Source organism: Paenibacillus glycinis (assembly GCF_009909185.1).
Classification (GTDB): Bacteria; Bacillota; Bacilli; order Paenibacillales; family Paenibacillaceae; genus Paenibacillus_Z; species Paenibacillus_Z glycinis.
The window spans coordinates 249,502-270,394 of the sequence record NZ_JAAAMV010000007.1; the positions used below are offsets into that span (position 1 = coordinate 249,502).

General features: G+C 61.2%; 16 protein-coding genes. All 16 read right to left on the reverse strand.

The genetic code is table 11. The annotated features are described in order from the left end of the window. Positions 1–115: 115 nt before the first annotated feature. The 16 genes from GT019_RS12265 to GT019_RS12340 all read right to left on the reverse strand — a co-directional run bounded on the left by GT019_RS12265 (position 116) and on the right by GT019_RS12340 (position 20,879). Positions 116–976, reverse strand: a complete 861-nt coding sequence (locus tag GT019_RS12265; RefSeq protein ID WP_161743437.1) for a DUF6454 family protein — start codon at positions 974–976, stop codon at positions 116–118. Positions 977–1,295: 319 nt separating this feature from the next. Next, positions 1,296–5,486 carry an Ig-like domain-containing protein gene (locus GT019_RS12270; RefSeq protein ID WP_161743438.1) on the reverse strand — a complete coding sequence of 1,397 codons (4,191 nt, stop codon included), beginning with the start codon at positions 5,484–5,486 and terminating at the stop codon, positions 1,296–1,298. A gap of 362 nt (positions 5,487–5,848) precedes the next feature. Then, positions 5,849–6,355 (reverse strand): hypothetical protein, encoded by a 507-nt coding sequence (locus GT019_RS12275; RefSeq protein WP_161743439.1) that lies wholly within the window; start codon positions 6,353–6,355, stop codon positions 5,849–5,851. Between the two features lie 23 nt (positions 6,356–6,378). Beyond that, positions 6,379–6,672, reverse strand: a complete 294-nt coding sequence (locus GT019_RS12280) for a DUF5316 domain-containing protein (protein WP_161743440.1) — start codon at positions 6,670–6,672, stop codon at positions 6,379–6,381. A gap of 237 nt (positions 6,673–6,909) precedes the next feature. After that, positions 6,910–7,899, reverse strand: a complete 990-nt coding sequence (locus GT019_RS12285; RefSeq protein WP_161743441.1) for an ROK family protein — start codon at positions 7,897–7,899, stop codon at positions 6,910–6,912. A 75-nt stretch (positions 7,900–7,974) separates the two neighbouring features. Beyond that, positions 7,975–8,658 (reverse strand): copper homeostasis protein CutC, encoded by a 684-nt coding sequence (locus GT019_RS12290; protein ID WP_161743442.1) that lies wholly within the window; start codon positions 8,656–8,658, stop codon positions 7,975–7,977. Positions 8,659–8,699: 41 nt separating this feature from the next. Continuing rightward, on the reverse strand, positions 8,700–9,539 hold the full coding sequence (locus GT019_RS12295) for a carbohydrate ABC transporter permease (RefSeq protein ID WP_235947766.1): 840 nt from the start codon (positions 9,537–9,539) through the stop codon (positions 8,700–8,702). After that, a complete protein-coding gene (locus tag GT019_RS12300; RefSeq protein ID WP_201755357.1) occupies positions 9,539–10,462 on the reverse strand; it encodes a carbohydrate ABC transporter permease in 924 nt (307 codons plus the stop codon). The genes GT019_RS12295 and GT019_RS12300 overlap by 1 nt, the downstream gene beginning before the upstream one ends. A 93-nt stretch (positions 10,463–10,555) precedes the next feature. Beyond that, positions 10,556–11,908, reverse strand: a complete 1,353-nt coding sequence (locus GT019_RS12305; protein ID WP_161743443.1) for an ABC transporter substrate-binding protein — start codon at positions 11,906–11,908, stop codon at positions 10,556–10,558. 62 nt (positions 11,909–11,970) lie between these two features. After that, positions 11,971–12,975 carry an asparaginase gene (locus tag GT019_RS12310; RefSeq protein ID WP_161743444.1) on the reverse strand — a complete coding sequence of 335 codons (1,005 nt, stop codon included), beginning with the start codon at positions 12,973–12,975 and terminating at the stop codon, positions 11,971–11,973. A 15-nt stretch (positions 12,976–12,990) separates the two neighbouring features. Then, positions 12,991–14,127 carry an ROK family transcriptional regulator gene (locus GT019_RS12315; RefSeq protein ID WP_161743445.1) on the reverse strand — a complete coding sequence of 379 codons (1,137 nt, stop codon included), beginning with the start codon at positions 14,125–14,127 and terminating at the stop codon, positions 12,991–12,993. A gap of 417 nt (positions 14,128–14,544) precedes the next feature. Next, positions 14,545–16,023 (reverse strand): protein adenylyltransferase SelO, encoded by a 1,479-nt coding sequence (locus tag GT019_RS12320; RefSeq protein ID WP_161743446.1) that lies wholly within the window; start codon positions 16,021–16,023, stop codon positions 14,545–14,547. Positions 16,024–16,145: 122 nt separating this feature from the next. Then, positions 16,146–16,781 carry an HAD-IA family hydrolase gene (locus GT019_RS12325; RefSeq protein ID WP_161743447.1) on the reverse strand — a complete coding sequence of 212 codons (636 nt, stop codon included), beginning with the start codon at positions 16,779–16,781 and terminating at the stop codon, positions 16,146–16,148. Between the two features lie 146 nt (positions 16,782–16,927). Next, positions 16,928–17,779, reverse strand: a complete 852-nt coding sequence (locus GT019_RS12330) for an NAD-dependent epimerase/dehydratase family protein (protein WP_161743448.1) — start codon at positions 17,777–17,779, stop codon at positions 16,928–16,930. 30 nt (positions 17,780–17,809) lie between these two features. Continuing rightward, entirely contained in the window at positions 17,810–19,066 is a 1,257-nt protein-coding gene (locus tag GT019_RS12335; RefSeq protein ID WP_235947769.1) for an enolase C-terminal domain-like protein, read from the reverse strand. A gap of 214 nt (positions 19,067–19,280) precedes the next feature. Beyond that, complete coding sequence (locus tag GT019_RS12340; protein WP_235947772.1) at positions 19,281–20,879, reverse strand: DUF3502 domain-containing protein; 1,599 nt, start codon at positions 20,877–20,879, stop codon at positions 19,281–19,283. Between the last annotated feature and the right edge of the window lie 14 nt (positions 20,880–20,893).

Genomic DNA, 20,893 nt, shown 5'->3' on the forward strand with positions numbered 1-20,893 from the left:
TTGGGCTACGTCCTCCTCATGATATTCCATTCCGATCATCCTATTACGTACGTTAAAAGCCGCCGATCCCCTAACCCACAATACCGCGTTATATCCACGATTCCGGTCTAAGACTTCATTTTCCTGAGGGGAAATGCGCTTCGTAGACGAGCAGCGCTCCCTCGTCGTCATCGGGCACCGCGTACAGACGCAGCCCTTGTCCCGCTTCCTCGAGGAACACCGGATTGCGGGTAATGACATGTCCATGCGGCGAAAACGCCGTGACGGGCACTTCGTGCATCGCCTCCAGCGTATCCAGATCGATCAGGGCCAAGCCTCCCAGCTCGTACGGCCCGGCATGCCCGCCCGCCGGTTGGGGCAGCTCGGAGATCCCGCTCGCGATCATCTTCCCGTCGCCCGCGTACTGGGCATCTTGATAATCCACGAAGTGGCTCGCGTTGTCCTTGGATCGCAGGAGCTCCCCAGCCGCGTTCCATTCATAGAACCTGCGCGATCCCCAGCTGTTTCCGATCAGCGTCCCGTTCCGGCCGTCATGAATCACGCCTCCGATATGATCGCGGACGCGAAATGCCGCCTCCGCGCGCATCGTCTTGGGATCCACCTTGTACACGATGGATTGGCTGTGCGGCCGGTATTCGGCGACCGGCACCCACAGATGCTTCCCGTCGAAATCGATCCCGCCCGGATGATAGATATCCCCCTCGCCCAGCCGTATGTCCTCCGCGAGCTTCCCCCGCCGGTCGAAGACGAACAAATGCCCGGTTCCCCGGCCGGGCGAGCGGTCATACCCGTTCTGCGGCGTATCGCTGCGAATCGGCCACTCGGTCAGCTCGACCGAAGACAGGTAGAAGAGGTCCCCGATGCGCACCATTCCTTGGGCGTGATGATTGTTGAATGGCAGATCGATCCTGTCCCGCAATTCCCAGCGCGTGACGCGCGTAAGCCGCCGGAACGCGGCGATGAGCTGATTATCCATCGTGCTTCTGTCCTCCCGAGGTGAACGTGATTATCGTCGTTAGCGGTTCGTCGTACCGCCGGTCTGCCTCCATTATAGACCGGGTTCGCGCGTTGTCCAACCGTTCCCCCGGCTCGCCGAGCGCGGCCGGTTATGCTCCTTCCGCGATTCTCTCAAATTCCGGGCCCCGCTTGGAAAGGAGCTTCCGCAATAAAGGACCTCGTTCTCCTTAAAGCGGAGCCCGAGGTCCTTTCGTTTACATATAGGAATGTCCCTTGTCATGCCGATACGTTCGCGGCAGCTCCAAGTTGGTTCTCTCGCGTCGCTTCCTCTGCCGGCCTTAAGCTCCGGCTTGAATGACCGGCATGACCGTTACTTGGTCGACGTCGAGGCTGACGGACGCGCCGACGCTCTTCAGCGCAAACCCGACCCCGCCGCTCGTCAATGACGCATCGCTGAAGGTCGCGGCCTCGACTCCGTCGATGGTCAGCGTGAATTGGCTGCCGACCGCCGTCAGGTTGTAGAGGTGCTCCTCCGTCATATCGAAGCCCGGAATCGCGGCGCCGATGTCGACGGTCGCTCCGACCTGCGAGGGCGTCGAGGAATTCGGATACTTCCACATCTCGACGTTCTTCGTATCCTTGAACTCCAGGAAATAGTAGCTCGTCGAGGAGCTGTACCGGAACATCGTCCGGAAACGGTTCGACGCCGCGTCGAACGACAGGCTGAAATCCTGCGTGGAGTAAGGAAGCGCGCTCGACTTCACGACCGCCCGCTGCGGTCCCGTCAGCGTCGTGGAGCCGGTCAGCTTGGCACCGGCCCCGCTGCCCGTTATCGTCCAGGCCGTGCTGCCGAACAGGTCCCAATTGCCGAGTCCGGCGGCGAAGCTCTCTTGGAACAACGGCTGTACCGTAACCGTGACCGTGCAGGACGCCGCGAACGAGCCGTCCGCCGTCGTCGCTGTGATGACCGCGGTGCCCGGCCCGGCCGCCGTCACTTTGCCGGTCGCGTCGACGGATGCCACCGCCGGCGCGCTCGAGGTCCATGCGACGGCCTTGTTCGTCGCGTTCACCGGCTGAAAGCTCGCGATCAGGTTCGCGGATTGGCCGGCCGAGAGCGACAGCGACGCGCTGTTCAGAGCGACGCCCGTTACCGGTACCGGTCCGGTATCGTTGCTGCTCGTCACCGTCCAATTCGCGAAATCATAGGTCAACTGCTCGCCGCCGCGCGTGGCCGTGAAGAGATCCGAATTCTGATCCTGCTGCAGCCACGGCGTGTCGAACAGCTTGAACGACGCGTAGTCGATCGGCGTGCCGTTGATTTTGTGCGTGCCGGCGTAGGAGCCGGAAGCCTGGTCGAACGTCAGGTCCATCGTGTCCCCGCTGAGGCTCGTGTAGACCAGCCGCGGGTTGGCTTCGTCGATATGCGAGCTGTCGACCGACGTCGTCGTGAGCACCGCGTTCTTGAAGCTGGCGAAGTCCGCATAATCCGAGGCGTCCGCCGTCTCCAGCACCCAGCCGTTCTTGTCCGCGCGGCTGCGCAAAATATTATAGTCGTTGTAGAGGCTGGCCGTCGGATGCGTCGACGCGTTCGTCTTGACCTTGTTGCCCGGGTCGGTCGTCGACTGGTGGTACCAGGTATACGGCTTGATCATCTTGAATGCGAAATACATCGAACCCGTATCGTTGAACACCCAGCCGGACTGTTCCTGGCGCGTTGCGATCGAGCCGGTGTCCGGGAACATGGCGTTCAAATAATTGTCGGTCGCGTTCGCGCCGCCGAGCGACTTGTAGACGGCGATCGCGGCGCTGCCGTCCTGCATGACGCGGTGACTCTCGGGCTGATCGTAGTTACCGATCGCGCTGCCGTTCTGGTCGGCGTTGACCCGGAACAGCGCGTCCGGCTGCGGCGACTGCCAGCGCAGGACGGCCTGCATGTTCTCGATCCAGTTGTCGACGCGGTTATACGTCACTTCCGTTGCGAGGCCCCACGTCGGCTTCACGAATGCCTGACGGTATACTTTCATGCCGCGCCCGCTCGAGTTCTGCAGGTTCGTCTTGCGCGACGAATAATCCTTGCTCGTGTCGCGGCCGATCTCGAGCGCCATGTCCGGCGGCGAATAGGTCATCGACGGCGCGACCACGAGGCCGATGTATTCCAGGAACGGCCGGTACGCTGCCGGCACGAGGCTATCGGATTCCCCGATTCCCTGCTGCGCCCGATTCTGGCCGAAGTACATCCAGGACAAGGCGGAATGGTCCGCGCCCCGCCACGTCGGGCCGCTTGCCGAGCTGCCGTCGCCTTTGGAACGGCTCGTCGACGAGATGACCGTGCCCGCGTCGTTGATCCAGTCGTTTGCCCATTCGAACCACATGACGTCCATGGCCATTTTAACCTTTTGCTTGAAGTCCGGCTCGTCGGTATATTGGTAGATGGCGTTCAGGCAGAAGTAGGTCATGAACGAATATTCCAGGCTCTCGTATTCCGCCCAGCCCTTGTGGACCCCGGCGTCGATCATGTTCTCGACGTTGGCGCGGTTGATGCTCTTGAGCTCGGCGCCGGATTTGCCGTTCAGGTCGACGACGTCCGGCAAATATTGGCCGACGAGGTAGCCCGCCGCATAGTTGCTCATCCGAAGGTTTTCGGTTTGCGATAGCTGCGCGTAAGCATACTGCGCGAAGTAGCTCTTGACGTGACTGATCATCGTCGGGCTGAATTTGCTGCCGTCGAGTAAGTACGCGTACATTTTGGACACCGTCTTGTATTGCTCGGCGTCATAAGTCTGGAACAACGTGTCGAGCTTCTGAAGGTTCAGGGCCGTGTTCTGGTTGTCGTACAGCTGCGCGGTGTACTGCGCGATGTTGAGCGGTCCGCCTTCCTCGGACACCGTTTTGGCTTTGTTCCACAGCCACTCCCGTCTCGTCTCGACCGTGCCCGGATAAGGCGAATAGTCCGCGGACGGCGGCGGAACCGCGCCGATGCTCACGTTGGAGAACGTCGCCGTGGTCAGACGGTTAACGTCATGGCTCGTCAGCGCGAGACCGAAGTAAACGGTCTCCTGCAGGTTGACCGTCTCGCGCTTGACCAGCGTCCAGAGCGAGCCGTCCGCCGAGTCGTACGCCGTGATGACGTTGCCGACGCGCGTCAGCTTGACCCAATACGGTGCCGGCGCGACCGTGCCCGACGTCAACGTCGAATTGCCGCCCTGCTGCAGCCTATCCTCGAACACGACGCCGTTCGCCGGCGAGACCGCCATCATCGCATGCGGCGACTGGCTCGTCATGTTCTGCCGGATCATGATGCCCGCCTTCGTCCAGGAGACGCCGTTCTGGATGCCCGAGACGCGCGCCACGATCTGGCCGTCGCCCTGCCATGGGCGGTAGACGTAATGGAACGCATCGTCCGTGCCCCAGATGTCGGCGCCGGATGCCTGCACGCTGTACGTATCCGCGGCCGCGTCGTAGCTCGCGCCGCCCGCGATGCGCACGGTGCCGATGTCGAGGTCGCCGAACGGCGCCGGCAGGCCGCTGTGCGACGTCGCCGTCGTCACGGCCGCCGCCGCGCTAAGCGCCGAAGCATTGCCCGCGGCGTCGCGTGCCTTGACCGTGTAGGCGTAGGCCGTATTCGGCGTCAAGCCGGTCACGGCGTAGCTCGTCGCGCTGCCTCCCGCCATCGCGATCAGCAGGCCGTTCTGATAGATGTCGTAGCGGGTTACCCCGACGTTGTCGGTCGCGGCCGTCCAGGACAAGCTTACGCCCGTGTCCGTCGCCGTTGCCGCCACGTTCGTCGGCACCGTCGGCGTTTCCGCGTCGATGACCGCGCCCGGCTTCAGCTCGTAGACGGCCAGATCGTCGACGACGATGGCTTCGTCCGTGCCGCCGGTATTGGCGCGCACGCTGAAGGACAGCCTGAACGTCGTAATCTGCTTTTGTCCGCCGTTCGGCACGATATGGAACTTGTATGCGGGCAGATCGGCGTCGTTAACCGCTTTCAATTCATTCGGCACGGTATTCGTATACGCCGCGGTGCCGGTGATGCTCGTCGCCGCCCCCATCGGGAAACGCGGCACCGAATAATTGTCGTCGAACGGCGAGAATTCGATTTGGGCGTAGATGTCTTTGTTGACCGGACTCGTGCTCGCCGCGCTGCGCAGCAGCTTGTACTCCAGCACGAAATCCACGGGCGCGCTGCCCACGGGCATCCGGTAAATCTCGTTGATCCGCGAGATCAGCGTCCCGCTCGTCTGGCGGTACGACACGCCGGTCGGCGTGCTCGCTCCGGCCGAAGCGTCGCGTATCTCGAGCGCGTTGTTGCCGCCAATCTGAACGATCTGCTGCGCGCCTCCGGACGTGGCCGTGTCGAGCGTGAACGGACTCGTGCCGCCATCGAAGGTATTGTCCATGTCCGCGGCCAATAGATTGACCCTCGGCACTTCTTCCTCGCCCGAAGCATGCAGGACGGGCATGCTGCTAAATGCCAACATTCCTGCGAGCAACCAGCTGATCGCCTTCTTTTGTTTACCCCTTGCCATTGTTCTCGGCCTCCTCTTTGTTCCGGGCTGCGTTCCCGGTTCCATGCGTGGCGGGATCGATCGGCCATGCATGCGTCCTTTCGTTAAATTCCCTCCTTGCGTCAGCCTTACGATTGTTCCGCGCCCCCATCCGATTCCCTCGCGCCTTCGAACAAGGCCTTCGCCATGATGATAGCCGTACGTCTCGGGCGCCGTATAGTTTTAATATCGGAGGCAGGTGCTGAAACGGCTGAACACCCGCCAAAAACCCGGTGCTGAAAGCGGAAATGCGGTTCTGATTGCGGAAAACGCTTTCTTTGGCAATAAATTTCTTTTCGATCAAAAGAAAAGAGCCTGCCGCATGGCAAGCTCCGCTTCGCGATTTAATCATTACGATGTAATTCCCTTCTTCGTTGCCAGCGGGAATGCAACGTTTGAGCAAACTTTGCCGTATTTGCCCGATATACGTCGAGCTCGTGATAGTCCGGCAATCCATTTTGCAGCAATAAGGCATTCAATTCCAACAGTTTTTCAAGCAGCTTCTCCGCGACGCGTAAAACATTCTGCTTTGAAAACACGAATCTCATGGTCGTAGATTGTTCCGCATCCCAAGTCACGGTTTCTCGGCCGTGACGAACATTCACATAAAATCCGCCACAGCCAAATAAGCCGCAAGAGCATGTATACATGCTGGGTAGTGAATCAAAAAACGCCGCGACAACAAAAACCTCGTCCTCGTCTTCATTGAACCTTCGCGCGTTCACGGAGAGATTTATTCTGTACTCCACTACGGGAACCATTATTCTTTTGTACTTCGACACGTTCTTATAGGCTTGGGATACTTCAACATATATTTCGATTTCGAGTTCGTCCACACCCGATTTATTCATATCGACTCCAACTTCTATGTCGTTCAGAAATAGTTGTAATACCCCCAAAGAAGCAAAAGAGGAACTGCAGCCAGAAAGCATGCGCCCGCAAAGTTGTTCTTCCACTTCTTATCCGCACGGGATTCCGTAAAATCATTTGCCCGTTGCCGATCACCCGATACGAGCGCCCCGCTTATAATAACGGTTATGATAATCAAACCAAGCCCCAGATAACCTGCTGCTTTTTGACTGAAGTCGCGATCGATAAGGAAAGAAAGCGCAGCGATAATTAAGGCGGCCAGAAGGCCGCAGCCGAGCGATATTTTGGCTGTCCTCAAGTTCATCCCCCTTCCTTATCTTAACATAAACGATCCCTCCTGGCGCATGCTGCGGTATGCTTGCAGGAATTCTTGAATCGGCGACGCATATGTTGGCTTCATGCATTTCCCCGCTTTTAAACGCAGCAAAGGCTGCCGATTACATCGACAGCCCTGCTTACAATAATGAACCAGCGGAAGGAGCGGACCGCTTCCCGGCAACTGCCGAAAATCCGATCCCGTCCCGACGCGCCGCCCTTACACGACCGGGACCGGCTGCTCCGCATAGCGCCACCACAAAGCCGCGCCGACGCCGCCGGCGTCCTCGCCGAGCTGCGCCTGCTTGAATTCCACGCCGTCCACCAGGCCGGGAATGCCGTATTGCTTCACCGTCTCCCGCATCGGATCCAGCAGCAGACGGCCGCTGCGGGAGACCCCGCCCCCGAGGATGACCAGCTTCGGGTTCATCAGATGGATCATCGAGATCATGCCGATGCCGAGCGCCGCGCCTGCTTGCGCGAGCTTATCGGCCGCGTACGCGCTGCCTTGCGAGGCGGCCGCGGCGACATGCTCGGCGGTCAGCCGTTCCGGATCGCCGCCGGCCAGCCGCAAGATCGCTTCGCCGCCCGTTTCGCCGGCGGCGATCTCGTCCCGGACGATCCGGGCGATGGAATTGCCGGACGCGTACAGCTCGATGCAGCCGCGGTTGCCGCAGGCGCACAGCGGTCCGTGGCGGTCGATGCTGATATGGCCCAGCTCCGCCGCGCTGTTGGAGGCGCCGAGCACCAGGCGGCCGCCGCTGATGATGCCGCCGCCGATCCCCGTCGATACGGTGACGAAGATCAGGTCCTTCGCGCCCGCGCCGGTGCCGGCCATCCACTCGCCGAGCGCGGCCGCGTTGGCGTCGTTCATCACCTGCACCGGACAGTCGAAGCGCGCGCGGAACAAGCGGCCGAGCGGCACGTTCTCCCATCTCAGATTGGTGGCCAGCACCACGGTTCCCTGCCGCGGGTCCAGGATGCCCGCCACGGCAATGCCGATGCCCCAGACGGCGTACGCCGACGAAGACGCGAACGTCTCGGCCAGCAGCCGCCTCACCATCGCCTCCATCCGGTTGATCGTATCCGCCGCTCCCCGCTCCGCCAGGGTTTCCTCCTTGGCCTTGGCAATCAGCTTCCCGCCCGCGTCCACGATGGCGGCAAGCATCTTCGTCCCGCCCAGATCGATGCCGATATAGATGATTTCCATTGCTTCGAACCCTCTTTCCTGATGCAGCTTCAGCAGTTGTCTGTAGGAATGTCCGCCATTATTTCTTCGGCCCCTTTAGAGAGCCGCTTGCTTGATGTCGCGTATAACGTCCGGGTCGATCCGCCCGGAAGCCGCCATGTTCTTCCGGACGCCCCGGCCGAAATGCACCTCGCTCACGCCCGTCCGCCGCAAGAAATCGGCCACGTTGCCCGGCGTCAGGCCGCTCCCGGCCAGCAGCCGGATCTGCGTGTCCCGCAGCAGACCGGACATTCGCGCAATCTCGTCCGCGGCCTCGACCGCGCTGGGCTTGCCGCCGGAAGTGAGAATCCGGTTCACCTTCGGCAGCATCAGCACGTCCGCCAGCGCTTCGTCCAGATCGCGCGCCTCGTCGAACGCCCGATGAAACGTCACGTTCATCTCGCCCGCTTCCTCGAGCAGCGGGAGCAATGCCGTCCGGTCCACTCGGCCTTCGGCGGTAAGCGCGCCGATGACGATCCCCGCCGCGCCGGCAAGGCGGGCCTCCCGGATATCCCGCCGCATGACGCGCAGATCGGATGCATCGTAGACGAACGAACGGCTATGCGGCCGGATCATGACATGGACCGGAAGCGCGGAGAGACCGACGGCCTCCCCGATCAGCCCGATGCTCGGCGTCTTGCCGCCTTCCTCGAGGCCGGTCACCAGCTCGATGCGGTCGGCTCCTCCCGCGGCGGCCCGAACGACGTCGTCCCCGCAAACGGCAATTACTTCAAGCAGCATGCCTGAGCTCGCCTCCCCCTTTTAATGTATATACGATACGATCAGCCCTTTACCGCCCCTTGGGACAGGCCGGCCACGATAAACCGCTGAATGAACGCGAACAGGATCGCGACGGGAATCAAGGAAAGCACGCCCCCCGCGCTCATCTCGCCCCAGTTGATGTCGAATTTCTGCACGAAGCTGTTGAGGCCGACCGGCACCGTCTTGACGGCTTCGCTGGTCGTGAACATGACGCCGAAGAACAGGTCGTTCCACGCCGCCGTGAAGGCGAACACGAACGTCGCGACGATGCCCGGCAGCATGATCGGCAGGATGATCCGCACGACCGTCGCCAAGCGGCCGCAGCCGTCGATCATCGCCGCCTCCTCCAGCGCGACGGGCACCCGTTGGAAGAAGCCCGATATCGTAATCAGGCAGAACGGAATGTTAAGCGCCGTATACGTGATGATCAGCGCGGTCAGCGTATCGAGCAGCTCGAATTTCCCGAATACGATGAAGAGCGGGACGAGCATGACCATGACGGGCACCATCTGCGTCGCGAGAAACAGCAGCATGATCACGCCCTTGCCCCGGAACCGATAACGCGCCAAGGCGTACCCGCCGAGAATCGATACCGCCAACACCAGCAGGCCGCTCGAGATGCTGACGATGAAGCTGTTGGCGAAATATTTCGGAAAGCTGGATGCTTGGAACGTCGTCGCGTAATTATCCCAGGTCAGATCCTTCGGCCAGAACGTCAGCTTCGCCCCGTAGATCTCCAGCCTCGACTTCAGCGAGGTCACGAACATCCAGTAGAACGGCAGCAGCGTCCCGAGCAGGAACAGCAGCAGCACGACGAATCTGGACAAGCCGGGCAGTTTCTTCTTCATGGCCGTCGGCATTATAGTTCACCTGCTTCCCTGTATTTCGTGACGCGCAGGAAGACGATCGTATAGAGCGTGAGGAAGACCAGCATCAGCACGCCGAGCGCGGAAGCCTGTCCGTAATCGGCGGAATAGCCGATTTTGCTGAACACGTACGAGGGCAGATTGTCCGAGCTGTTCGCGGGACCGCCGCCGGTCATGATGTAGATCAGGTCGGCCGAGTTGAACACCCAGATGACCCGCAGCAGCAGCGTCAGCACGAGCGTGGGCTTGATATACGGAATCGTGATCGCGAACAGCTGCTTGATCCGGCCCGCCCCGTCGATGTCGGCGGCTTCGTGAATCTCGTGGGGCACCGATTGCAGCGCCGCCAGAATCATGATGCCGAAGAACGGCACGCCGTACCAGATCATCGCGATAATGACCGGAATGATCGAGAGATGCGGAAGCGCGAGGAAGGCGACGGGCTTGTCGATCATCCCGAGCTGCAGCAGCAGATGGTTGATCAGCCCGTTCTGCTGGTTGAACATCCACTTGAAGATCATCCCGACCAGGAAGGCCGATACCGCCCACGGCAGGAAGACGATCGCCTGGTAGACGTTCTTGCCGCGGAATTTCTTGTTGAGCGCGAGCGCCAGGGCGAACCCGAGCACGAACTGCAAGCCCACCGTCGCGACCACCCAGAACAGCGTATTGAGCAGAATCCGCGGCAGGTTGGCGTCCTTGAGCAGCGCCTTGAAGTTATCCAGCCCGGAGTAGCCGATATGGCTCGGATCGAACAGCACGTAATGCATGAACGCCAGTTGAACGGCTTTGACGATCGGATAAGCGAAAAACGCGAGCACGATCAGCATGGCCGGAAGGAGCAGCAGGTAAGGCTCCATTCTGCGAAGCAGCCACCTGCTCCTTCCGGCGGATCGCATGTTGTTGGACGCGGACATCTTCGTTCACCACCTTGCTGAGATGAAAACGCGCATGGCCAAGGCTTGGCTTGGCCATGCGCGTCCCGTGTTCGCCGAAGCCGAATCAAGGGATTACGGCTGCGGGTTGTCTTTCAAGTAAGCGGCCTGCTCGGTCGTGAGCCAATCGGCCAGATGTTTGACGGTCGTATCCAGATCCTGCGCGCCGGTCATGTATTTCTGCGTCTCCTGCACGGAGAAGGTGCCCGTGAACTCGCCGAGGCGGGTCAAGTAGCTCGGAGGTCCGGCGAAGACAATGTTGGAATCGGCCATGGAACCGGCGTAGCCCGCGATCGGACCGGTGCTGAAGAACGGATCCTTCAGGCTCTCCGCGTAGATCGGAATGCTCGTGTTCGCTTTGCTGTACGCCAGGTTGTTCTCCGGCGAGCTGAGGAATTCGATCAGCTTCCAGGCTTCGTCCTTGTGCTTGGTGTTCGTGGACATGGCATAGGCTGCAGTGAAGCCCCAGAAAATGTAGCGTTTGCCGTCATCGGCCTTCGGCATCGGCACGACGTTCCACGTATCCGGCTGCATGTTCTTCTGCGCGACGGCGATAACCTCCGGCGTCTGGTTCAGAATTGCCGTCTGGCCGGTCGTGAACCCTTGCACCATCTCGTTAAAGCCCCAGTTGACCGATTCCTTCGGCGATTCGCCGTCCAGGTACAGGTCGTAGAATTTCTTGAAGGCCGCTTTGCCTTCCGGCGTGTAAAGAATCGACTTGCCGTCCTTATCGAACCAGCTGTCGGAATGCGTGGCCGCCATGACGTATTCCATGGCGCGGATGATGCCGTTCGCGCCGCCGCGGAACGAGATGCCGTATTGGCCTTTGCCGTCGTCGGTCAGCTTCTTGGCATCGGTGAAATAATCGTCCCATGTCTCGATCGTCGCCGGCAGTCCTTTCTCCTTGAACCAATCCGTCCGGATGAACAGCCCCTGCAGCAGGAAGGCGTCCGGGATCGCGTACACTTCGTTCTTGTATTTATTGCGGGCTTGCTTGGCCGCCTCGCTCAGATTCGCGGCTTGGTCCCATTTGTCGTAGAACGGCTGCAGGCTTTGGATATAACCCGCGGAAGCCATGCCCGCAAGCGACGTATCGTCAATGCTGATGACGTCCGGAAGAATGCCCGCCACGCCCATCGTCATCCATTTGTTGTTCGCCTGATCCCAAGGGACCGAGGTGTATTCGACGGAGATGTTCGGATTCGCCGCCTCGAATTTCTTGAGCAGATCCTGAATGAAAGCCGTCCGTTCTGGACTCGGCAGCGGATCGAGGTACGAGAGCTCGACCTTCTCCCCGCCCGAATCCGCGTTCGCGCCGGATCCCCCGTTCGCCGCGGAATCATCGCCTTTGTTCCCTCCGCAAGCCGTCAATACCGCAGACAGCAGCATGACCCCGACCATGCCCGACAACCATTTCTTTTTCCCCATTCTTTATCTCTCCTCTCCTATTGTCGCCGCCTCCGCTTGCCGGAAACGGCTGCTTACGTGATCTATGATAGATGCAGCGTAAATTCGGCTTGATTGCGTCCGACGACGCGCTTGTTGTCGTTGCGGATGTCGGCCGGCGCGAGCGCGTGCATCCGGTCGATCGTGGCTTGGTTGTCGTAGCCGATCTGTTCCAGGATCGACGCCGCGATCAAAGGCCATTCATCCTCGGAGCCGTCCAGCACCTTGTAGGCGAACGCGAGCCGTTCCTTTTTCAAGCCGAAGCAGTAGACCCCCTTGGCGCCGCCCTTGGCCACGATGTTCGGGTCGAGCAGCAGGCTCGAGCAGATCCGGTCCGTCCCGGCCACCATCTCGCTGTGCGCGTTCATCCGGCGGACGATGGTGACGACGGCGGCGCGGATCTCGTCATTGTCGATGAGATCGGGACAGGCGAGCTTCAGGAACGCGGTCGCCAGCGCGTTCAGCGGCAGCGCGAAGACCGGGAAGCCGCAGCCGTCGGTGCCGAGGCCGACCCGTTCGACCGGAATGCCGGCGAGATAGGCCAGCGTCTCCAGGATTTCGCGCTGGGCCGGATGATCCGGTTCCCCGTAGCTTTCCATGGGGTAGCCCATCGCTTTGCAGAGCGCCAGGATGCCGAGATGCTTGCCCGAGCAGTTATGGTAGATCGCCCGCTTCGGACGGTTGGCGCGAAGCAGGTCTTCCGTGGCGTATACGCTCAGCGGATACGTGGGATGACAGATCAGCTGCTCCTCGGCGATGCCCGTCTTGCGCATGATCGCTTCCAGCGCTTCGACGTGAAAAGGCTCCGCCCGGTGCGAACCGATCATGATCGCCCCCTCGGCATCGTTCAGCCCGAAGGCTGCGTCCGCGCCGTGCCGGACCACCGGAATCGCCTGGAACGGCTTCCCGGCCGAGCGCAGGAACGATACCGCCCGCGGGTCGCCGACCGCGTATTGAATCTCGCCTTTATCGTTCACGCCGCAGATATGGCCGACGTGCACGCATTCCTCGATGCCCCCGCGGTATTCCCTGACCAACGTTTCTTCCATGCCGCGTCCCTCCCGTTATTGTTGTATAAGACCGTTTCCCAAGTACTGCTGCAGCGCCAGCTTGGCCGCTCCGATCATGATCGCCTGCTCGCCGAGCCGCGAGCGGGTCAGCTGGAACGTGCCGACGAACGGTTCCCAGATGAATTCCTTCAGCTTGCCGCGCACGCGCTCGAGAATCTCGGGATCGATGTCGATAAAGCTCCCGGCCATGACGATCGTGTCCGGATTATACGTGCAGACGACGTTATTGATCGTGATCGCGATATAGGTGCAGGCGCGGTCGATAATGTTGTCGGCCCAGGTCTCGCCGCTCTTCATCAGCGCCACCAGCTCCGCGATGCTTGCGACCGGCTTGATCTGGCCGGCCTCCTGCAGCATCGCAAGGTCGGTAATATAGGTTTGGAGGCAGCCCCGCTTGCCGCATTCGCATAACTTGCCGTTCGGGTCGATGGTAGAGTGCCCGATCTCGCCCGCGATGTTGTTGGCGCCGCGGTAGATCTTGCCTTCGATCACGATGGCCGATCCGACGCCGCTGCCGATGCTGATGAGCGCCGTCTTGCTGTCGCCCGATATGGCGGCCGTGCCGCTCTCGCCGAGCGCCTTCACCTTCAGGTCGTTGTCCAGCACGACCGGCAGGCCGAGCTTCTCAGCCAGCATCGGGGCGAAGGTTACGTTCGACCACCCCATCTGCGCGGAGAAGACCGCCGTGCCCGACGCCGGATCCATGACGCCCGGCATGCCGACGCCGACGCCGATGAGCTTGGACATGTCCAGCCCCTGCTCGCCGGCCAGCCCTCCGACGGCGTCCGCGATCATGCCGATGATCGGTTCTGGCTGGGCCGAGGAACGGTCAAGCTCATATCGACGCTGGGCGACGATATTCCCGTCGAGGTCGATCAAGCCGATCTTCGCCACGTTCCGGTCAACCTCGACGCCGACCGACAAGATCGAATGAATGTCGATGTCCAGCATCGTCGCCCGTCTTCCGACCCCGGACGAATATTGGTCCGTTTCCCTGACCAGCCCGCCTTCGATCAGATCGCCGACGATTCTGCCGATCGCCGTGGCGCTCATGCCGGACAGCTTGGACACCTCCGCCCGGGATACGGGACGATGCTGACGGATCATTTCCAGCACGAGCAGCCGGTTCATGTTCTTGATATATTCCTGATCGTGTTTATTTGGAAGGATAGCTAACATCTCCTTTCCTATTACTAATTGGAAGCAATTAACTATAGCGGTATTTAAGTGGATATAGCGTCATTTCAAGAGCTTTGAACTGTGAATATGATCAATAAGTCCGACAATTAATAACATCATGTTATTAAAATAAGGCATCCGCGACCCTTTGTCAACTCATTATTCGATTTAATGTTATGTTATCTAACACGAAATGCGAACGAAAGCGGTCTGCCAATGAAGATAACGAGAATGACAGCCTGCGACGGAAGGATGTTCTTCTCGATCCGCGTAAGCAAAAAATGGGCCGTCCCTTGGCCGCTACGGCTTTCGGGACAGCCCCTACATTTAACTGCCTCTATAAGATGCGCACAGTACGCGCATGTCGGATCAGGTCCCGCAGAAGGTGCGGTACGGACGGCCGGACGGCTCGGGCAGCTCGGCGTATTCGGCTTGTTCGGAAGCATGCGCATACGGCTTCGACAGGACGTGCAACAGCCGTTCCATCACGGTGAAGTCCCCTTGTTCCGCGGCTGCCAGCGCTTCTTCCACCCGGTGATTGCGCGGAATGACGGCAGGATTGCTGACGCGCATCAACGCGTGCGACGATGCCCGCGCGTCCTCCGGCTGCCGCCCCGCTCTCGCCTGCCACCGTTCGCGCCATCGCTCGAACTCCGCGGAACCGAACATCGCCGTATCCGTCGGTTTGCCGAACGTCATTGCGAGGAAGGTATTGGTATAATCCGCGCGATGCTTCTGCATCATAGCAAGGAGGTCGCCGATCAGCGACTCGTCCTCCGGTTCTTCGTCCGCGATCCCGAGCTTCGCCCGCATGCCCGCGAGCCAATGCCGCTGATACGACGCGATAAACTCCTCGAGCGCATCCTCCGCCAATTCGACCGCCCGTTCCTCGTCTTCGTGCAGCAGCGGCAGCAGCGACTCGGCCAATCGCGCCAGATTCCATGCGGCGATGCGCGGCTGGTTGCCGTATGCATAGCGTCCTTGCCTGTCGATGGAGCTGAACACCGTGGCCGGATCGTACGCGTCCAGGAACGCGCAAGGCCCGTAATCGATGGTTTCGCCGCTGATGGTCATGTTGTCGGTGTTCATGACGCCGTGAATAAAGCCGACGAGCTGCCACTTGGCGATCAATTCGGCCTGCCGGCCTCCCACTCCCCGAAGCAGGGCCAGATAGCGGTTCCCGTCGCCGTCCGCATCGGGGTAATGCCGCTGCAGCGCGTAGTCGGCCAAGGCGCGCAGCTCCTCGACCGTCCGCATGTTCGCCGCGTATTGAAAGGTCCCTACGCGCAGATGACTGGCGGCCACGCGGGTCAATACGGCGCCTGGCAGCTGCATCTCGCGGATCACCGGCTCGCCGGTCGCCGTCACGGCCAGGCTGCGCGTCGTCGGAATGCCGAGCGCGAACATCGCTTCGCTGATGATGTATTCGCGCAGCATCGGTCCGAGCGCCGCCCGGCCGTCGCCGCCGCGGGAATAAGCCGTCCTGCCCGAACCCTTGAGCTGGATGTCGAACCGCTCGCCGTCCGGCGCGAGCTGCTCGCCGAGCAGCAGCGCGCGGCCGTCGCCCAGCATGTTGAAATACTCGAATTGATGCCCCGCGTAGGCTTGGGCAAGCGGACGCGCGCCTTCGGGAATCCGGTTCCCGGCCAGCACCGCCGCGCCGTCTTCGCCCTGCAGCGCTCCGACGTTCAGCCCGAGACGCGCCGCGAGCGGTTCATTCAGAATGACGGTCTTCGGCGAGCGGACGCGCGCCGGACTCTGCTCGGCATAAAAGGATTGCGGCAAACGGGCGTAGCTGTTGTCGAATTTCCAGCCGGCCTCCTGCGGTGTTGCTTGGTTCTCTGTCATCGTATCTCCAATCCTTTCCATACTTAGATGGTACCCCGTTACGTATCCTGCGATTCGTTCTTATCGTCGGTTAATCATGAAAGGCCTCTGTCCGGTCGTTCGCAGACCATCCGCCGGACTGGCTACAGCCTGCGGCGCACGATATCCAGCAGCTCGGCAGCGGTATGGCACAGATAATCCGGTTCGGCTTCGGCCAGCAGCTTCGCGGAATCGTAGCCCCAGGACACGGCGATGACGGTCACGCCGATCTTCTTGCAGGCTTGGACGTCGCGGAGCTCGTCGCCGACATAGACGATCCGGTCGAGCCCGATGCCCATCTCGCGCGCCATGCCGCGGATCGCCTTATCCTTGCCGAACATATTGGAAGCGGAATGCACCGCGTCGAAGACGTCCAGCCCGTTCAGTTCCAGGAAGCCATGGATATTTTCCTTCGTGTTGGAGGAAAGAATGCCCATCGTATAGCCGTTTTCCTTCAGCCGGGCGAGCGCCTCCCGCATCCCTTCCGCCGCCTGCAGCGCGGCAGCGGCTTTGTGGTACTCGCGTTTGCCTTCCATGACCAGTCCCGGAAGCTTGTAAAGCGGAACCCGGAGCGCCTTCAGGCGATCGGGAATGGAGAGGTCGGACAGCCGCGCGATGTCCTGGTCGTCGTCGATCTTCCGGCCGCCGTGCTTGGCGGACAGCTCGTTGAACAAACGGATCGCCAGCAGCTTCGACGCCACGATCGTCCCGTCGAAATCAAATATCATAACCGGTTTCACGTTCGCTTTCCCGCCTCTCGTTCATTGCATACTCCCAGTATCCCCTTGCGGAAGGGTTCGCGCAACAAAAAAGCCCGGCTTCGCCTCTCCGAGGGCAAAACCGGACCTTTCTCTCATGCGCGAGTCCGCGAACGGACCAAGCGGCTTTAGGCCTGCGCCTCGTCGGACCAGCGGTGCTGCGGGCGCCAATCCAACGTTTCCTTTGCCAAGCGATTGTCGAACAGCGGCTCTCTCCCCGCGAAGTCCGTCCGCAAATCCGTCACGTCCGGGTAGCAGGCGCGAAGCAGCTCGGACGTCTCGAATTCGCTCAGCGTGTCGTCGCCCGTGATATTCAGCGCCACCGCGCCGTCCACCTCCGCCTGCAGCGCAGCGACGCACGCGCCGGCGGCATCGCGGATATCGACGTAGCTCCACAGGATTTTGGCGAATCCCTCCGGCTTGCCGATGCCGCGGCGCAGCCGGGCGTATTCCTCGGGAGCCGCGATCAGCGAGAAGCGGAGGCTCACGACCGCCATGCCGGTGCGGCGATGGAACATCGCCGCCGTCAGCTCGCCCACCGTCTTCGATAAGCCGTAGCCTTCCTGCGAAAGCTGCGGATGAGCCTCGTCGATCGGCAAATACTGCGGCGGGAAGGGCTTGATCGCCCACGCGAAGCCGTAGCAGGACGTGCTCGAGCCCATGACGACCCGGCGGATGCCGAGCATGGACGCCGCCTCCAGAACGTTATACCCGCCCATGACGTTGTTAGCGAAAATCATCGGCACCGGGAATCCGGTCGGCGACGGGATCGCGGCCAGATGAATGACGGCGTCCGCGCCTTGCAGCGCGCTCGCGACCTGGCCGAGGTCGTTCATGTCCACGATGATCTGCCGGCAGGGCAAGCCCGCGGCGTGCTTCTGGTCGAGCGAGACGACGTTGTACTCCTGCCGGACGAGCTCCCGGACGACGTATTGGCCCAGCTTGCCGCCGCCCCCGGTTACCGCGATCGTTTGCTTCATGCTTCTCCAACTCCTTTTGTCGTCGTTGCGTTATGGCCTTACCAAGGTGCCGTCCGCCTTGCGGTCCAGCTTGTACGGCTGATGATAGCTCGCGCGCTTCCAATCGTCTCCCGGCAGCAGAAGCGCCTTCTCCTCGTCGAAATCGATCCCGAGGCCCGGTTTGCCGGAGACGTACAAGTATCCGCCCCGCCGCTCGACGAGTCCCGGGAACGCTTCGCGCTCCTCCGGCTTGAAGTGGTTGATCTCCTGGATGCCGAAATTCCATACCGCCATGTCCAGATGCACGGCCGCCGCTTGGTTGACGGGATCGTTCTCCCCGCCCTCCTGCCACGCGGTGCGGACGCCGAACGCTTCCGCGAGCGTCGCGATCTTGCGGGCCGCGCTGATGCCGCCGACCTTGGATACCCGCACCCGGATAAAGTCGATCAGCCGTTCCGTGATCAGCGGCGTCCACTCCTGCGGATTCGCGAACAGCTCGCCGACCGCCTGCGGGGTCGCGCTCTGCTGGCGCAGCTGGCGGTACCAGCCGACATGCTCGGGCGGCAGCGCGTCCTCGAGGAAGAACAGGTCGTACGGCTCCAGCCGCTTGGACAGGCGAACGGCGCCAATCGGCGAGACATGCTCGTGGACGTCGTGCGTGAACTGCACCGCGGACCCGAATTCCACCCGAAGCTGCTCGAACATGGCGGGAATCGCCTGCAGGTAAGCGTGTTCATCGAAGACCGCATCCTTCGCCCAAGCCTCCTCGGGCACGTTCGCTTCCCCGCTCGGGATGAAGCCTCCGCCTCCGTAGCCCCCGAGCTGCGCCCGGATGACGGTATAGCCCTGCTCCCGGAAACGGTGAACGTCCTCCTTCAGCTCCGCGATGTCATGCCCGCCCGCATGGCCGTAGCACGGCACGGCCGCCCTGCAGGCGCCGCCGAGCAATTGATAGATCGGCAATCCCGCCTCCTTGCCCTTGATGTCCCACAGCGCGACGTCGATGCCGCCGATCGCCGTCTGCAGAATCGAGCCGTTCCGCCAGTACGAGCTCAGCTGCATCGTCTGCCAGATATCCTCGATGTTCCCGGTTTCCCGGCCGATCAACTGGGGCGCAAGCAGCTGTTCGACGACCTGCGCGACCGCTTCCGGGTTGTACAGATCGTTGGCGGAGCCGATGCCGTACAGCCCGTCTTGGTCCGTCATCACCTTCACGACGGTCCACGTTCCGTTTTTCCTCGTGCGGATGCACCGGATCCCTGTTATTTTCGCCATTCCCCTGCACGCTCCTTCTTTGTTTTCGTTCATGCGATAGCCTCCCGTCCTGGCGGACGGGAGGCATCGGTATCGGCTACGTTTGAATGGATGAGCGCTCGCCCCGCTTGCTGGCGTCTGCTCGGAGGGACGGCTTGCTCTCCGGATGGCAAATGCCGGCGGTTTGGCCGGCAGAGGCGGCTGACGCGCCGCCTTCATGCCGACTGGCGCCGATTGGTTTTGCTTGCAGCCGATCAGGCTCCGTACCTTACTTGGCTTGCGATGTCAGGTAAGCGTCGATTTGCTTTTGCGTTTCGGTCAGGATTTTGTCCAGGCCGTTGCCTTTTTGCTTCTCGATGTAGGAAGCGACTTCCTTGTCCGGATCCTTCACGATGCCGAATTCCAGCGGCTTGCCCGTCTCGTCGGCCGTTTGGTCGCGTTTGGCGAGCTCGTTCTTCATGGCGTCTTCGGCGATGAACAGGCCGTCGATCGGGGAGTTGACGTTCTCCGGCTCGGCCGCGAACTCGGCCTCGTGCACCCAGAAATCCTTCGGATACGTCGAAGTCGGACGCATGAATTGCGGCTTCCAGAACGCCCATTGGCCGCCCCATTCCATGTAGTTGCTCGTCGTCGTGTTCATGCCGTCCGGGTAAATCGCCGTTTCGCCGTCCAGCTTGTAGGTCTTGCCTTCGATGCCGTACTGCACGAGGTCGTACAGCTTCTGATCGGTCTCGATCATGTCCATGAAGCGCAGGACGCGGTCGGCGTGCTTGGAGTTGCGGTTGATCGCGACCACGTTCGCCAGCGCCGTGCGGTTGACCTGCTTCTTGTCCGGATAGAGCAGGGACATCTGCTGCTTGAAGGACGGGTCCGAGAAGCCCGGGTCCGCGTTGGCCCATTCATGCGACGTCAGCGTCAGCAGCGTCTTGCCGTTGCGCCATTCGGCGGCGCCGTCTTCCTTGTCGATCATCGCGTCGCGGTTGATCAGCTTGTCGTCGTACCAGACCTTCGCCATCTTGATCGCTTCTTGGTAGAACGGCTGCTGCTCGACCGGTTGGACGGTCACTTTCGGATCGTTGAGATAAAAGCCCAGGCCGTGGAAGTTCAGGTCGACCCATTCGTCGCGGATCATGTAGATCGCGAGCGGCGTCGAACGCGACAGCTTCTCGTTCGGATACGCTTTCTTCAATTGACGGAGCAGGCCGTCGACGTCTTCGATCGTCTTGATGGAATCCGGCGCGATCGTGATGCCCGCCTTCTCCGCCAGATCGGACCGCCAGCCGGCGAACAGCCGCTGGTTCATCTTCATCGTCCACGGCAGGCCGACGATCTGCCCGTTCACCGTAGCGGCGGACAGCGTGCCTTGCTCCTGGTACTTCTTGTACAGGTTCGGCGCGAATTCGGGCAGCAGGTCGTTCAGCGCCATGTAGGAGCCTTTCGCCGCCATCTGCTTGTAGGACAGCCAATCGCCGTCGAAATTCATGTCCCAGCTGTCGCCGGATGCCGCCATGACGAGCATTTTATCCTTGAAATCGGTGAACGGGATGAAGTTGATGTTGAACTTCACGTTCAGGCCCTTGCTCTTGACGTAGTCGCTGATCGCGGTCCAGACCTCGTCCGTCGCCGCTTTCTTGTCGCCGCCGAAATAAAACTTCAGCGTCACTTCGTCCTCTTGCTTGCCGGCGTTGCCGTCCGTCGAATCGGCCGGCGCGGTCGCGCCGTTGTCTCCGCCGGCGTTGCCCCCGGCATTGCCGGCGCTGCCGCCGTTCCCGTTATTGGCGTTATTGCCGCCGCATGCCGCCAGCATGACCGTGACCAGCATCATGACGGCGAGCAGCATCGGGATCCTTGACTTCCGCTTCCTCATGTAATCCTCTCCCC